The 14785-nt window shown below is 65.2% G+C and carries 12 protein-coding genes and 1 other RNA gene; 10 read left to right on the top strand and 3 right to left on the bottom strand.

Features of this window, described 5'->3' with window-relative positions:
* Positions 1-290: 290 nt before the first annotated feature.
* Positions 291-1559: a transcription termination factor Rho gene (gene rho / locus F3J20_RS25075; RefSeq protein ID WP_167038483.1), complete on the bottom strand. Its 1269-nt coding sequence runs from the start codon at positions 1557-1559 to the stop codon at positions 291-293.
* Between the two features lie 260 nt (positions 1560-1819).
* Entirely contained in the window at positions 1820-2146 is a 327-nt protein-coding gene (gene trxA / locus F3J20_RS25070) for a thioredoxin TrxA (RefSeq protein ID WP_006048864.1), read from the bottom strand.
* Between the two features lie 533 nt (positions 2147-2679).
* Between trxA and ffs the strand changes: the two genes are divergently transcribed.
* The 8 genes from ffs (at position 2680) to F3J20_RS25030 (ending at position 11433) form a co-directional block, all read left to right on the top strand.
* Positions 2680-2778, top strand: an RNA gene (ffs, locus tag F3J20_RS25065) — signal recognition particle sRNA small type.
* A gap of 293 nt (positions 2779-3071) precedes the next feature.
* Entirely contained in the window at positions 3072-5684 is a 2613-nt protein-coding gene (locus F3J20_RS25060; protein ID WP_167284862.1) for a DNA polymerase III subunit gamma/tau, read from the top strand.
* 83 nt (positions 5685-5767) lie between these two features.
* Positions 5768-6094 (top strand): YbaB/EbfC family nucleoid-associated protein, encoded by a 327-nt coding sequence (locus F3J20_RS25055; protein ID WP_008923976.1) that lies wholly within the window; start codon positions 5768-5770, stop codon positions 6092-6094.
* A 259-nt stretch (positions 6095-6353) separates the two neighbouring features.
* Entirely contained in the window at positions 6354-6950 is a 597-nt protein-coding gene (gene recR / locus F3J20_RS25050) for a recombination mediator RecR (RefSeq protein ID WP_013089345.1), read from the top strand.
* Positions 6951-7152: 202 nt separating this feature from the next.
* Positions 7153-8409 carry a CaiB/BaiF CoA-transferase family protein gene (locus tag F3J20_RS25045; protein WP_167284860.1) on the top strand — a complete coding sequence of 419 codons (1257 nt, stop codon included), beginning with the start codon at positions 7153-7155 and terminating at the stop codon, positions 8407-8409.
* A gap of 134 nt (positions 8410-8543) precedes the next feature.
* A complete protein-coding gene (locus F3J20_RS25040) occupies positions 8544-9581 on the top strand; it encodes an ABC transporter substrate-binding protein (protein ID WP_167038477.1) in 1038 nt (345 codons plus the stop codon).
* 142 nt (positions 9582-9723) lie between these two features.
* On the top strand, positions 9724-10536 hold the full coding sequence (locus tag F3J20_RS25035) for an ABC transporter ATP-binding protein (RefSeq protein WP_167284859.1): 813 nt from the start codon (positions 9724-9726) through the stop codon (positions 10534-10536).
* A gap of 72 nt (positions 10537-10608) precedes the next feature.
* Positions 10609-11433 (top strand): ABC transporter permease, encoded by an 825-nt coding sequence (locus F3J20_RS25030; RefSeq protein ID WP_167284857.1) that lies wholly within the window; start codon positions 10609-10611, stop codon positions 11431-11433.
* Positions 11434-11599: 166 nt separating this feature from the next.
* Here F3J20_RS25030 and F3J20_RS25025 read toward each other — a convergent pair whose 3' ends face one another.
* Positions 11600-12574 (bottom strand): NADPH:quinone oxidoreductase family protein, encoded by a 975-nt coding sequence (locus tag F3J20_RS25025; protein WP_167284855.1) that lies wholly within the window; start codon positions 12572-12574, stop codon positions 11600-11602.
* A gap of 167 nt (positions 12575-12741) precedes the next feature.
* Here F3J20_RS25025 and surE point away from each other — a divergent pair, with 167 nt between their 5' ends.
* Positions 12742-13500, top strand: coding sequence for a 5'/3'-nucleotidase SurE (gene surE, locus F3J20_RS25020; RefSeq protein ID WP_167038468.1), 759 nt, complete (start codon positions 12742-12744; stop codon positions 13498-13500).
* On the top strand, positions 13497-14785 hold a 1289-nt coding region (locus F3J20_RS25015; protein WP_167284854.1), incomplete at its 3' end, for a protein-L-isoaspartate(D-aspartate) O-methyltransferase. The genes surE and F3J20_RS25015, both read left to right, overlap by 4 nt.

Here is a 14785-nt window from a genome sequence, read left to right as displayed (position 1 = left end):
TCGCGAGCGTGTTCCGGTACACCGGATTGTACGGACTCGCGGCTTCCGCGAGGCGACTCCGATGCAGCGTGAACCGATGCCGGTCCGACGCTGATCCCAGCGGCGCGCCGGTGCCGAGCGTGTCGACACTTGAACGGATAGACGGGCATGTTTGATGACGCTGACGATGCGCGGAGCAAGCGGCATAGGCGAAAAAAAACCGCTCGCGGATCGCGAACGGTTTTGCCTTCGATGATGCAGTCGCCAGCCTTTACATACTGCCAGCATGCGTCGTCATGCGTCGTCATGCGTTAGCTGCCGCCACCGCGACGCATCATGTCGAAGAACTCGGAGTTGCTCTTCGTCTGACGGATCTTGTCGAGCAGGAATTCCATCGACTCGACTTCGTCCATGTCGTGGATGAACTTGCGCAGCACCCAGATTTTCTGCAGCACTTCGGGCTTGATCAGCAACTCTTCGCGGCGCGTGCCCGATTTGTTCAGGTTGATCGACGGGTAGACGCGCTTCTCGGCGAGGCGTCGCTCGAGGTGCACTTCCATGTTGCCGGTGCCCTTGAACTCTTCGTAGATCACGTCGTCCATACGGCTGCCGGTTTCGATCAGCGCCGTGCCGATGATGGTCAGCGAGCCGCCTTCCTCGATATTGCGCGCCGCGCCGAAGAAGCGCTTCGGGCGCTGCAGCGCGTTCGCGTCGACACCGCCGGTGAGCACCTTGCCTGAGGCCGGCACGACGGTGTTGTAGGCGCGCGCGAGCCGCGTGATCGAGTCGAGCAGGATCACCACGTCGTTCTTCATTTCGACGAGACGCTTGGCCTTTTCGATCACCATTTCGGCGACCTGCACGTGACGCGCGGCCGGTTCGTCGAACGTGGAAGCGATCACTTCGCCCGCCACCGAACGCTGCATTTCCGTCACTTCTTCCGGACGTTCGTCGATCAGCAGCACGAACAGCTTGACGTCGGGATGGTTCTGTTTGATCGCATGCGCGATGTGCTGAAGCATGACGGTCTTGCCCGACTTCGGCGAGGCGACGAGCAGGCCGCGCTGGCCTTTGCCGATCGGCGCGATCATGTCGATGATGCGGCCCGTCACGTTTTCTTCGCCGCGCATTTCACGTTCGAGCAGCAGCACCTTGTTCGGGTGCAGCGGCGTCAGGTTTTCGAACATGATCTTGTGCTTCGAGGCCTCCGGCGGCTGGCCGTTGACCTTGTCCACCTTCACCAGCGCGAAATAGCGTTCGCCGTCTTTCGGCGTGCGCACTTCGCCTTCGATCGTGTCGCCCGTATGCAGGTTGAAGCGGCGGATTTGCGACGGGCTGATGTAAATATCATCCGTGCTGGCGAGGTAGGACGTTTCCGGCGAACGCAGGAAACCGAAACCGTCCGGCAGCACTTCGAGCGTGCCGTCGCCGAAGATCGTGTCGCCCGCTTTGGCTCGTTTTTTTAGAATGGCGAACATCAATTCCTGCTTGCGCAGGCGGTTCGCGCTTTCGATCTCGAGGCCATTGGCCATCTCGATCAATTGGGACACGTGCAGAGTCTTAAGCTCGGATAAATGCATACGGAGAACCCGCAGGAGAAGGTGCGACGAAATGAAATCTGGGAGGAGGGTGAGCGGAACGCTCAAAGACTTACACGTCTTTTCGACGTTGTGCGGATTCTAGCATAGCACACGCCAATTTCCGCCAGTGCGGCGGCGTGGCCTCTTTCTCGCGGGGCGTGTTGCCGGCTGACAACACGCCCGGTGGGTACGCACGGGTCAGGCGTTCTGGCGGAAGCGCTTGCTGAGTGCCGCGAGTCCGCCTGCGCCGCGGCGTTGCTTTACAGGTTGCCGTCGAGGAACGCGGTGAGTTGCGACTTCGACAATGCGCCGACTTTCTGAGCGGCGACTGCGCCGTTCTTGAACAGGATCAGCGTGGGGATGCCGCGCACGCCGAACTTGACCGGCGTGGACTGATGCTCGTCCACATTGATCTTCGCGATTTGCAGGCGATCTGCGTAATCCTTCGCGACTTCGTCGAGGATCGGCGCGATCATCTTGCACGGACCGCACCATTCGGCCCAGAAATCGAGCAGCACGGGTTTGTCGGATTTCACTACGTCCTGTTCGAACGATGCGTCGCTGATATGTTTGATTTGTTCGCTCATTTATGAATACCTCTATCGGTTCGAGGCCCGCCTGAATTGCTCGCCACGATACGTCAAAAACCGGGAAAACTTCCGTTCGTTTTGCCGCGCCCTGAGTCTTGCCGCGCATGCCTGCGAAAACCCGAAAACAGTCTGAAAAGACACCGGATTTTCACGGAATGAGCGGAAAGACTCGCGTTTGCGGGTCTTTCTACTGGCAGTGTAGCTTAATTCGCTATGCGTTGCCGGGGGCGATAGTACTCACAAAGGCAGTGGGGCCAACGACTGCCGGTGAAGCGCCATCGGGTTCCCTTGATTCCCGTTACTGTGACTGATTGATGTACGGTCATCGCGACGCAACGTAGATGGAGGCGGGCGTGCCGAACTCAAGTGCGGTGCGTGGACGCGATTTCGGCATGTGCTCATCTATATATAGAGAGGCGACGAAGGCAACGAGAGGGCGGGTGTCGCGAAGTGTCTGATCCCATGCGCCGAACTCGCTTTGCTCGTATTAACAGTCGCGCGATGCGCCAAGCAATGATAGAATCTTTCGTGACGGGCCTCCTCGCATGGAGGGATGGTCAACCTGGTCAGGTCGGGAACGAAGCAGCCACAGCCGTTTTCCACCAGTGCCGAGGGTCGGGCTCGTCACCTTCCTCTTCTGTTTTTCCCCGTAGCGGTTTTCTTTCGCGGTTTCTCCGCAGCCATTTCCGGTTTTCGTTTTCATTGCCTGCCGCGTTCGCCTAGAGCATCGTCGTGGTCAATGCGCGCGTCCATCGTGATCGCTCATCGCCGCTTCTTTTTCCGGCGGCCGTCGCGGATGCGGCCGCGAATGTCACCGGCTTTCCACGATGCTTCGTCAGCCTGTCCGAGGGGCGCGGCAACGCGCGCTCGCGCTCGTGTCCGATTCGGTTTTTCGCCGCATCGTTACTGATACAATTTCCGGATGACCTATCAAGTTCTCGCACGCAAATGGCGGCCGAAGGATTTCGCTTCGCTCGTCGGACAGGAGCACGTGGTGCGCGCGCTCACCCATGCGCTCGACGGTGGCCGTCTGCACCACGCCTATCTGTTTACCGGCACGCGCGGCGTCGGCAAGACCACGCTGTCGCGCATCTTCGCCAAAGCGCTGAACTGCGAGACCGGCGTGACCTCGACACCGTGCGGCGTGTGCCGCGCGTGTCGCGAGATCGATGAGGGGCGTTTCGTCGATTACGTCGAGATGGACGCGGCGAGCAATCGCGGCGTCGACGAAATGGCCGCGCTGCTCGAGCGCGCGGTGTACGCGCCCGTCGATGCGCGCTTCAAGGTCTATATGATCGACGAAGTGCACATGCTGACGAACCACGCCTTCAACGCGATGCTGAAGACGCTCGAAGAACCGCCGCCGCACGTCAAATTCATTCTCGCGACCACCGACCCGCAGAAGATTCCGGTCACGGTGCTGTCGCGCTGTCTGCAGTTTAATCTGAAGCAGATGCCGGCTGGTCATATCGTGTCGCATCTCGAACGCATTCTCGGCGAAGAGCAGGTGCCGTACGACGCGCAGGCGCTGCGTCTGCTCGCGCGCGCGGCCGACGGCTCGATGCGCGACGCGCTTTCGCTGACCGATCAGGCGATCGCCTATTCGGCGAACCAGGTCAGCGAGGACGCGGTGCGCGGCATGCTCGGCGCGCTCGACCAGAGCTATCTGATCCGTCTGCTCGACGCGCTCGCGCAGGGCGACGGCGCGGCGGTGCTCGCGGTTGCCGACGAAATGGCGCTGCGCAGCCTGTCGTTTTCGACGGCGCTGCAGGATCTCGCGAGCTTGCTGCATCGGATCGCATGGGCGCAGTTCGCGCCGTCGTCGGTGCTCGACGAATGGCCGGAGGCGGCCGATCTGCGCCGCTTCGCCGAGGCGATGAGTCCCGAGCAGGTGCAACTGTTCTATCAGATCGCGACGATCGGCCGAAGCGAACTGGGGCTCGCACCCGACGAGTACGCCGGTTTCACGATGACGCTGCTGCGCATGCTCGCGTTCGAGCCGGCGCCTGACGGCGGTGGCGGCGGTGGAACGGCAGGCGCGGGTTCGCAGGCAGGCGGCGCGGGCGCGGCGGGTGCGAAGCGCTCGGGCGCGCCGACGGTTGCCGCGTTGCGTGCGCCGTCGGGATCGTCTGCTGCGGTGGCTCCGTCGGTGCCGGCCGCGGGCACGCGCGATGCGATGCCGGCAGCCGCGGCGGTTCGCGGGCCGCAGGCTGGCGGCGATGTCAGCGGAGATCAACGCGAGGCGGTGAAATCCGCCGCGCCGGTTGTGCAACCGGCTGTGGTCACGCAAACGGCGGCGGCACCGCAATCGTCCGATGCCGAAGTCGTCGGTGAAGGCGAGCCGGTTGCGGCTGAGGGCAAGGCGACGTCTGCCGGCATCGGCGATGCGTCGCCAGCCGCCGCGGAGCGTCCAGTGGCGCCTTGGGAAGACATGCCCACGGGCGAAAACGCCGCCAGCGCTGACTCGACCGAATCGACTTCGCCAGTGCTGACCGATGACGCCGCGCCGGCATCCGCGCCGGCCGCGTCCGCAACAGCCGCGCATGCCGGCACCGGGCAAGCCGCATCGCAGAGGCAAGAGCAAGAAGAGACACAAGAACAGGAACAGGCACAGCCCACCTCGACAACCGCGCAAGCCGCAGCCGATTCCACTGCGCGTCGTGCCGGCGGCGCGAGCGCCGCACTCGACGTGCTGCGTAACGCCGGCCTCAAGGTATCTTCGGACCGCGGCCGCGCGACTTCGGGCACGGCGCCTGCCGCACCCGCGACACCGAAGCCGGCCACACCGCGCGTAGTCGTCCCGGTGCCGACACCGGGCGCGCCGCGCCGTGCGCCACAAGAGGCGACGGGAACGGCCAGCGCCGCCGCGCAAGCATCGTCGCCACGCAGCAGCAGCGCGGAGCCGGACGGCTCGTCAGTCCCGCCGTGGGACGACATGCCGCCCGACGACTACATGCCGGTCTCGGCTGCGGAAGACGCCTATTTCGTCCCGCCGGACGATAACTACGTACCCGTATTCGATCGCGGCCCCGACGACGTCCGCATGGACCGCGCACCCGCGAAACCGGCTCCCGCGCCGGTCGTCGACACGCGCCCGCTGCCGCCCGCCGTGCCGCTCGATCCGCTCGGCTTCACGGGCGACTGGCCCGCGCTCGCGGTCGATCTGCCGTTGAAGGGCATTTCGTACCAGCTCGCGTTCAACAGCGAACTGATGGCGCTCGACGGCAACACGCTCAGGCTCAACGTACCGGTGCCGCAATACGCGGAAGCGTCGCAGGTCGCTAAACTGAAGGTGGCGCTCGCCGAGCGGCTCGGCCAGAGCGTCGACGTGCAGGTCGAGGTCGGCCCGGCGCGCCGCACGGCCGCCGCGCACGACGCCGCGCAGCGCGCCCAGCGCCAGCAGGAAGCCGAGCGCGAGATTCGCGCCGATCCGTTCGTGCAGTCGCTGATTCGCGAATTCGGCGCGAGCATCGTCGACGGCTCGATCCGCCCGCTTACCCCGGACGCCGCCAACGGCGCGTCGCCGGCCCACTGATCCAACCTGATCCACCCTTTGCGGCGTCGTCGGAGCACGGCGCCGGAACCCCGGATTTCACGCTATCCAGAAGGAGCATGTCCATGATGAAAGGCCAACTCGCCGGGCTGATGAAGCAAGCCCAGCAGATGCAGGAAAACATGAAGAAGATGCAGGAGCAACTCGCGCAGATCGAAGTCGAGGGGCAGTCGGGCGCCGGTCTCGTCAAGGTGACGATGACCTGCAAGAACGACGTGCGCCGCGTGTCGATCGATCCGAGCTTGCTCGCCGACGACAAGGACATGCTGGAAGACCTCGTCGCCGCCGCGTTCAACGACGCCGTGCGCAAGGCCGAGGCGACCGCCCAGGAAAAGATGGGCGGCATGACCGCGGGCCTGCCGCTGCCGCCGGGCTTCAAGCTGCCGTTCTGAATCTGCTGTCACGAGGGCGAATGCCGCGGCGCCCGTCGCCGTGGCGTGCGCGCAGGCGCTGAGACGGCGCGCGACGTGTGCGGGCTGCGGGGACTGAAAGCATCCGCAGGCATCCGCCGCGCGAAAGGCGAGGCCGAACGTGCCGCCGCCGCGGACGTTGCGAACTTCAACGTCACCGTCGCGCCGAAGCACGCTTCGCGCGGCGCGCCCGCACCTCGATTCGCCCACCAGAGCCTCATCCACTTCGACGCCGATCCGCATGAAACAACCTTCCGCCCTGTCGGCGCTCGTCGAAGCGCTGCGTGTGCTGCCCGGTGTCGGGCCCAAGTCCGCGCAACGCATGGCGTATCACCTGATGCAGCACGATCGCGAAGGCGCCGAAAAACTCGGCCGCTCGCTGCTGTTCGCCACCGAGCATCTGCGCCACTGCGAAAAGTGCAACACGTTTACCGAAGCGCAGATCTGCGAGGTCTGCCTCGATGAAGAGCGCGATCCGTCGCTGCTGTGCGTCGTCGAAACGCCGGCCGACCAGATCATGCTCGAACAGACGATGACCTATCGCGGCCTTTACTTCGTGCTGATGGGGCGGCTCAGTCCGCTCGACGGCATCGGCCCGAAGGAGATTCATTTCGACCGGCTCGTGAAGCGCGCCTCGGATGGTGTCGTCAAGGAAGTCGTGCTCGCGACCAATTTCACCAACGAAGGCGAAGCCACCGCGCACTACCTCGGGCAGACGCTCAAGGCGCGCGGGCTTGCGGTCACGCGTCTCGCGCGCGGCGTGCCGGTTGGCGGCGAACTCGAATATGTCGACGCCGGCACGATCGCGCGCGCGATGCTCGATCGCCGTTCGATGTAGCGCGGCGCGGTTGTGCGGTTGTGCGATTGCCGTGGCGAAGCGCACTGCTTTTTGCCGTGATTCGCGTTGCCGCCAGCATGAGCAGTGCGAGCGTGAAGAGCGGGAGCAAGCCACGCCGCGGCGGCAACGAAAAGCGCGCGGCCCGACCGCGCACCGCGCGTTCGTCGCCGCGGTTTGACGCAGAGAGAAGATAAGGAGCCCCATGAGCGCCACCCCCGAAGCAGGCACGAGCGACTCGGCTGGACGCGAAGGCCAGACTCAAACCCAAGGTCCGCTCGCCGGCGTCAAGGTGCTCGAACTCGGCACGCTGATCGCCGGTCCGTTCGCCGCACGTTTTCTCGGCGAATTCGGCGCCGAGGTCATCAAGATCGAAGACCCGAAAGGCGGCGATCCGCTGCGCAAATGGCGCAAGCTGTATCCCGAAGTCGGCGGTACATCGCTGTGGTGGGCCGTGCAGGCGCGCAACAAGAAGTCCGTCACGATCAATCTGAAAGCCGAAGAGGGCAAGGAGATCGTGCGGCGGCTCGCGAAAGAGGCCGATATCGTCGTCGAGAATTTCCGCCCCGGGCTGCTCGAAAAGCTCGGGCTCGGTTATGACGTGCTCTCGGCCGAGAACCCCGGCCTCGTGATGGTGCGGCTGTCCGGTTACGGTCAGACCGGCCCGTATCGCGACCGGCCAGGCTTCGGCGCGATTGCGGAGTCGATGGGCGGGCTGCGCCATATCACCGGCTATCCGGATCTGCCGCCGCCGCGCATCGGCATTTCGATCGGCGATTCGATCGCAGCGCTGCATGGCGTGATCGGCGCGCTGATGGCGCTGCATCACAAGCAGGTGAACGGCGGCAAGGGGCAGGTCGTCGACGTCGCGCTGTACGAGGCCGTCTTCAACATGATGGAAAGCGTGGTGCCCGAGTACGGTGTGTACGGCATGGTGCGCGAGCGCACCGGCGCGTCGCTGCCAGGCATCGTGCCGTCGAACACGTATCCGTGCCGCGACGGCAGCATCGTGATCGGCGGCAATAGCGATCCGATCTTCAAGCGCCTGATGAGCGCGATCGAACGCGACGATCTCGCGAACGACCCGGCGCTCGCGCATAACGACGGCCGCGTGCCGCGCACCCAGGAGATCGACGCGGCGATTGCCGCGTGGCTCTCCACGCGCACGATCGACGAGGCGCTCGCGGTGCTCAACGCGGCCGACGTGCCGGTCGGGCGCATCTACAGCGTGGCCGATATGTTCGCCGATCCGCAGTTCATCGCGCGGCAGATGATCCAGAGTTTCAAGTGGCAGGACGGCCGCGAAATCACGCTGCCGGCGGTCACGCCGAAGCTCTCGGCGACGCCCGGCGAGACGCGCTGGCTTGGTCCCGCACTGGGTGAACATACCGATGAAGTCCTGCAATCGCTAGGTTATGATGCTGACGACATTGCAAGGCTGCATACGCAACAGATCGTTTGACGCAGATCGTTTGAGGCGAACGCAACAGGCGATCCGGGAAGCGGCACGACAGGTGATACGACAGGCGGCGCAAAGAACGCCGCCACGACCGACGCCGGGAAAACCGGACAACAAAAATCTGGAGACAACAGACCATGCAACGCAGAACCTTCCTTGCCGGCGGCGTCGCGCTCGCGGGCGCCACGCTCGCCACCACGCCGCTTGCCTTTGCGCAGGGCAAGCCTGAAACCACGAAGGTGGCGATCGCGGTCGGCGGCAAGAATCTGTTCTACTACCTGCCGCTCACGATCGCCGAGCGCCGCAATTACTTCAAGGACGAAGGGCTCGAGGTCGAGATTTCCGATTTCGCCGGCGGTTCGCAGGCGCTGAAGGCGGCGGTCGGCGGCAGCGCGGACGTGGTCTCCGGCGCGTTCGAACACACGCTGCTGCTGCAGGCGCAAAAGCAGTTTTTCCGCGAATTCGTGCTGCAAGGGCGCGCGCCGCAAATCGTGCTCGCGGTGTCGAAGAAGACGATGCCGAACTACAAGTCGATCGCCGATCTGAAGGGCAAGAAGATCGGCGTGACCGCACCGGGTTCGTCGACGTCGATCATGGCGAGCTTCGTGCTCGCGAAAGCGGGGCTCAGTGCGAAGGACGTCGCGTTCATCGGCGTCGGCGCGGGTGCCGGCGCGATCGCCGCGATGCAGTCCGGGCAGATCGACGCGATCGCCAATCTCGATCCGGTCGTGACGCGCCTCGAGCGCGCGGGCGACGTGCGCGTCGTCTCGGATACGCGCACGCTTGCCGATACGCACAGCGTGTTCGGCGGCGATATGCCCGCTGGTTGTCTGTATGCGTCGCAGGCCTTCATCACGAAGAACCCGAACACGACCCAAGCGCTGACCAACGCGATGGTGCGCGCGCTCAAGTGGCTGCAGAACGCGAGCGGCAGCGAACTCATCAACACGGTGCCGGAGAGCTATCTGCTCGGCGACCGCGCGCTCTATCTCGACGCATGGCAGCACGTGCGCGAAGCGATGTCGCCCGACGGCCTGATGCCCGTCGACGGTCCCGCGACCTCGCTGAAGACGCTGAAGGCCTTCGATCCGGTCGTGCAGAACGCACAGATCGATCTGTCGAAGACCTGGACCAACGACTTCGTGAAGAAGGCGCTGGCGACCGTCAAGGCATAAACAGGGCGGCGTGCGAGCGCCTCGGGAGCGATCCGGATGGCATGGCGGGTTCTGTCCATGCCACTCCCGGAGCCTTCGCCGCCGCGGCACTCCGCCCGAACCTGGAACCCGACCGATTCCGATCCCCGAAGCGAGCCGAACGATGACCGTTGCCGCCCTGGCGCTGGAAAACATCACCTGCACGTTTGCCGCGCGCGATAACCGCGCGCAGCGCTACACGGCGGTCAAGGACACCACGCTGCGCATCGAGCCGGGCGAGTTCGTCTCGGTGGTCGGGCCGACCGGCTGCGGCAAGTCCACGCTGCTGAACGTCGGCGCGGGTCTGCTGCAGCCGTCGGCGGGTGAAGTCAGCGTGTTCGGCGAAAAGCTCGATGGCCTGAACCGGCGCGCCGGCTACATGTTCCAGGCCGACGCGCTGATGCCGTGGCGCTCGGCGATCGACAACGTGATGGCCGGCCTGTCGTTTCGCGGCGAACCGGCGGCCGACGCGCGCGCGAAAGCCGACGAATGGTTAAAGCGCGTCGGTCTCGGCGGTTTCGGCGACCGCTATCCGCACCAGCTCTCGGGCGGCATGCGCAAGCGCGTCGCGATGGCGCAGACGCTGATACTCGATCCCGACATCATCCTGATGGACGAGCCGTTTTCCGCGCTCGACATTCAAACGCGCCAGCTCATGGAAAACGAGCTGCTCGATCTGTGGGCCGCGAAGCGCAAGGCGGTGCTCTTCATCACGCACGATCTCGACGAGGCGATCGCGATGTCGGACCGCGTCGTCGTGCTCTCGGCGGGACCGGGCACGCATCCGATCGGCGAATTCAGGATCGACCTGCCGCGTCCGCGCGACGTCGCCGAGATTCGCTCGCATCCGCGTTTCGTCGAACTGCATGCACAGATCTGGAGCGTGCTGCGCGACGAGGTGCTGAAGGGGTATCAGCAGCAACTGACCGCCGTATAAGCCTGCCGGGCAGGCGGCCATGCACATCGAAAAAGAAGACGCGTTCAACCATCGTCGAAGGCAAACCAAGTCATGTGGAAGACGTTGCGCCCGAGCCGGGCGAATCTGGTGATCTGGCAATGGCTGCTGCTCGTACTGTGCTTCGTGCTCTGGTACGTGCTGACGAGCCCGACGCTCCTGCCGCCGTTCTATTTCGACGATCCGAACAAGGCCGCGTTCTTCTTCGGCGAGCCGCAGAAAGTGCTGCAACGGATCTGGGAGTGGTTCACGGGCGGCGAAATCTATCTGCATCTGTGGATCACGCTCGTCGAGACCGTGCTCGCGTTCGTGCTCGGCACCGCGCTCGGGCTCGGCGTCGGCCTGTGGCTCGCGCTCGCGCCGGTGGCGAGCGCGCTGTTCGATCCGTACGTGAAGGCCGCGAACTCGATGCCGCGCGTGATTCTCGCGCCGATCTTCGGCGTGTGGTTCGGCCTCGGCATCTGGTCGAAGGTCGCGCTCGGCGTCACGCTGGTGTTCTTTATCGTGTTCTTCAACGTCTATCAGGGCGTGAAGGAAGTGAGCCCGGTCGTGCTCGCGAACGCGCGCATGCTCGGCGCGAACCGCAAGCAGTTGCTGCGCTTCGTCTATCTGCCGAGCGCGATGAGCTGGGTGTTTTCGAGCCTGCATACGTCGGTCGGGCTCGCCTTCGTGGGGTCGGTGGTGGGCGAGTATCTCGGCTCGGCGCGCGGCGTCGGCTATCTGATCCTGCAGGCCGAGGGCACCTTCGACATCAACACCGTGTTCGCGGGGATTCTCGTATTGACCGCGTTTGCGCTGATTCTCGATGGGGTCGTCGGACTCGGCGAGCGGCGCCTGATGAAGTGGCAGCCGCGCACGGGGGATACCGAAAAACTGTGAGGGCAGGGCGGGTGTGAGAGGAGTGGGGCACCGCACCGCGCGCAAAAAAACGCACCCGGCCAACACGCGCAAGGGCCGCCGAAAAAACAAACGGCGCGGAGTCTGACAACGTTGTTCAGTCTGCGCGCCGTTTTTCATGCTGCGTCACGGTGTAGCCAAGGCGTAGTTACGGCGTAATCACCACCTTGCCGATCACGCGACGCTCGGCCATGTCGCGCAACGCGCGGCCGGTGTCGTCGAGCGCATAGCGGGCCGACACATAGGGCTTCAACTTGCCTTCGCGAATCCAGCCGGTCATCTGCTCGAACGCCGCCTGATTGCGCTGCGGCTCACGCTTCGCGAAATCGCCCCAGAATACGCCGACCACGCTCGCGCCCTTGAGCAGCATCAGATTGAGCGGCAGCTTCGGAATCTCGCCGTTCGCGAAACCGACCACGAGATAGCGTCCGCGCCATCCGATGCTGCGAAACGCGGGCTCCGCATACATGCCGCCGACCGGGTCGTAGATCACGTCGGGACCCTTGCCGTCGGTGAGCGCCTTGATGCGCTCGCGCAGGTCTTCGCTCGTGTAGTTGATGGTCGCGTCCGCGCCGTGCTTCACGCAGGTCGCGAGCTTCTCGTCGCTCGACGCCGCCGCGATCACGCGCGCGCCGAGCGCCTTGCCGATCTCGACCGCCGCGAGCCCGACGCCGCCGGCCGCGCCGAGCACGAGCAGGGTCTCGTCCGCCTGCAACGCGCCGCGATCGACCACCGCGTGATGCGACGTGCCGTACGCGAGCGTGAAAGCCGCCGCGAGTTCGAACGGCACATCGTCCTCGAGCGGCATGCAGGCCGTGGCCGGCGCGAGCGCCTGTTCGGCGAAGCCGCCCGAGCCCGTGAACGCGGCCACGCGCGAGCCCGGCCTGAATTGCGTGACACCTTCCCCCACCGCGCGCACCACGCCCGCCGCTTCCGAGCCTGGCGTGAACGGCAGCGGCGGCTTGAACTGGTATTTGTTCTCGATGATCAGCACGTCGGGGAAGTTGACGGCGGCGGCTTTGACGTCGATCACGACGTGACCGGGCGGCGCTTCGAGGTCCGGCAGGTTGTCGACGACCAGGCTCTCGGGCGGCCCGTATTGCTTGCAGCGAATCGCGCGCATCGTGTCTCCATCTCGGTTAGGGTTCGCAACGATTTTGAGTGTAAAACAATTCGCACGACCGTGCGATTTATTGCCGGGCAGTGCGCAAGGCCGGCGCGTTTCGCTTGCCACGCAAGCGCGCCGGTCATGTCGCTCGCGTGCCATCTTTCCTCGGTTACAATCGCCGCATGCGAATCCTACTCAGCAACGACGACGGTTATCTGGCGCCGGGCCTGGCCGCGCTCTACGAAGCGCTCAAGCCGATCGCGGACGTCACCGTCATGGCTCCCGAACAGAACTGCAGCGCCGCGTCGAATTCCCTGACGCTGTGGCGGCCGCTGTCGGTTCTGCGCTCCGCCAACGGTTTCTACTACGTGAACGGTACGCCGACCGACTCGGTGCACATCGCGCTGACGGGCATGCTCGACCACAAGCCGGACCTCGTCGTATCGGGCATCAACAACGGCCAGAACATGGGTGACGACACACTGTACTCGGGCACCGTCGCGGCGGCCACCGAGGGCATCATGTTCGGCGTGCCGGCCATCGCGTTTTCGCTCGTCGACAAAGACTGGGCGCATCTCGACGATGCGGCCCGCGTCGCCGCCGAAATCGTCGCGCATTATCTCGAGCGGCCGTTGCCGGGGCATCCGCTGCTGAACGTCAACATTCCTAACTTGCCGTACGAAGAACTGCGTGGCTGGCAGATCACGCGGCTCGGCAAGCGGCATCCGTCGCAGCCGGTGATCCGCGAGACCAACCCGCGCGGCGAGCCGATCTACTGGATCGGCCCATCGGGCAGCGCGCGCGACGCGAGCGAAGGCACCGATTTTCACGCGGTCGCCAACGGCGCCGTGTCGATCACGCCGCTGCAGCTCGATCTGACCTACACGCAAATGCTGTCCACGGCGCGCGACTGGCTGCGCGACGGCAGCGGCGCTTCATGACCAGCGAGCGCGCGAGGCGTTTTCCGCTCGGCCTCGAGGACCTGGTGCGCGAGCCGCGCCGTCCCGAAGGACGTCCCGGTGAAATGCGCGCGGCGGCGATCGCCGCCAGCGCGGCGCTGAACACGCGGCAGCAGTCGGCGAAACCGGCGCAGGGCGGCTCGGCGGCACGCGCGCAGGCGAGGGCGGCGACGGTTACGCAGACAGCGTCGCCGGCGCGGCCTCAGGTGATTCCCCAGGCGAAGACGCAAGGCGTTGCGTCGGGCGCGTCCGTGGCGGGAAATGGTGCAATAGGTGCGATGGGTGCGACGCCGCCGAAACCGCAGGCCGCGCCGCTCGCGAGAACCACGGCGAACCCGTTGACGAATGCGTCGGCCGGTGCGCAAGCAAGGCCGTCGCCCAAACAGGCTGTAAAGCAGGCTGTGAAGCCGCGGGGCGTGCAGGCGGCGCAGGCCGTGCCGGTCAAGACGTCGCTGCAGGCGCCTGGCCACGGTGCGCGTGCGACGCCAGCGCCTCTTCAGCCGCAGCAGCAAGCCGCGAAACCGGCGCCGCGCGCGAGCGAGCGCGGCAACGTGCCGAACGCCGCGCCGGGCAGCGCCATGAGCGGAACATTCGGCGGCGCGTTCGGCGGTGCAAGCAGCGGTGCGCAGAACAACGCATTGGCGTTGACCTCGGAACGGGTTCGCGAGCGCATGGTCGAACGCCTGCGTGCCAACGGCGTGACCGATCAGCGCGTACTGAATGCGATGGCGGCAGTGCCGCGCCACCTGTTCGTCGATCCGGGTCTCGCGGCCCAGGCCTACGAAGATGCTGCGTTACCGATCGGCCATCACCAGACCATTTCGAAGCCCTCGGTGGTCGCGCGCATGATCGAACTGGCTGCGGCCGGGCGCGCGCTGAACACCGTGCTCGAAATCGGCACCGGTTGCGGCTATCAGGCGGCCGTGCTGAGCCAGGTCGCGCGCGAGGTTTACTCGATCGAACGCATCAAGCCGTTGTCCGAACGCGCGAAGACGAATCTGCGTCCGCTGCGCATTCCGAATATCCGGCTGCATTACGGCGACGGGCGGCTCGGGTTGCCGTCGGCGGCGCCGTTCGACGCGATCGTGATCGCGGCGGCAGGGCTCGATGTGCCGCAGGCGCTGCTCGAACAGCTTGCAATCGGCGGGCGCCTGGTGGCGCCGGTCGGTTCGCAGGAAGGGCAAAGCCAGGTGCTGACGCTGGTCGAGCGCCTCGGGCCCGCGCAATGGCGCGAGTCGCGGCTTGATCGCGTTTTCTTTGTACCCTA

Origin of the sequence: Paraburkholderia sp. Cy-641 (genome assembly GCF_011752945.1) — a bacterium.
Classification (GTDB): Bacteria; Pseudomonadota; Gammaproteobacteria; order Burkholderiales; family Burkholderiaceae; genus Paraburkholderia.
This window is presented reverse-complemented; position numbering and strand designations above follow the sequence as displayed.

Excerpts from the sequence above, each read along its gene's own strand:
- rho (WP_167038483.1), bottom strand. The coding sequence starts at position 1,559 with ATGCATTTATCCGAGCTTAAGACTCTGCACGTGTCCCAATTGATCGAG.
- trxA (WP_006048864.1), bottom strand. The coding sequence starts at position 2,146 with ATGAGCGAACAAATCAAACATATCAGCGACGCATCGTTCGAACAGGAC.
- F3J20_RS25060 (WP_167284862.1), top strand. The coding sequence starts at position 3,072 with ATGACCTATCAAGTTCTCGCACGCAAATGGCGGCCGAAGGATTTCGCT.
- F3J20_RS25055 (WP_008923976.1), top strand. The coding sequence starts at position 5,768 with ATGATGAAAGGCCAACTCGCCGGGCTGATGAAGCAAGCCCAGCAGATG.
- recR (WP_013089345.1), top strand. The coding sequence starts at position 6,354 with ATGAAACAACCTTCCGCCCTGTCGGCGCTCGTCGAAGCGCTGCGTGTG.
- F3J20_RS25045 (WP_167284860.1), top strand. The coding sequence starts at position 7,153 with ATGAGCGCCACCCCCGAAGCAGGCACGAGCGACTCGGCTGGACGCGAA.
- F3J20_RS25040 (WP_167038477.1), top strand. The coding sequence starts at position 8,544 with ATGCAACGCAGAACCTTCCTTGCCGGCGGCGTCGCGCTCGCGGGCGCC.
- F3J20_RS25035 (WP_167284859.1), top strand. The coding sequence starts at position 9,724 with ATGACCGTTGCCGCCCTGGCGCTGGAAAACATCACCTGCACGTTTGCC.
- F3J20_RS25030 (WP_167284857.1), top strand. The coding sequence starts at position 10,609 with ATGTGGAAGACGTTGCGCCCGAGCCGGGCGAATCTGGTGATCTGGCAA.
- F3J20_RS25025 (WP_167284855.1), bottom strand. The coding sequence starts at position 12,574 with ATGCGCGCGATTCGCTGCAAGCAATACGGGCCGCCCGAGAGCCTGGTC.
- surE (WP_167038468.1), top strand. The coding sequence starts at position 12,742 with ATGCGAATCCTACTCAGCAACGACGACGGTTATCTGGCGCCGGGCCTG.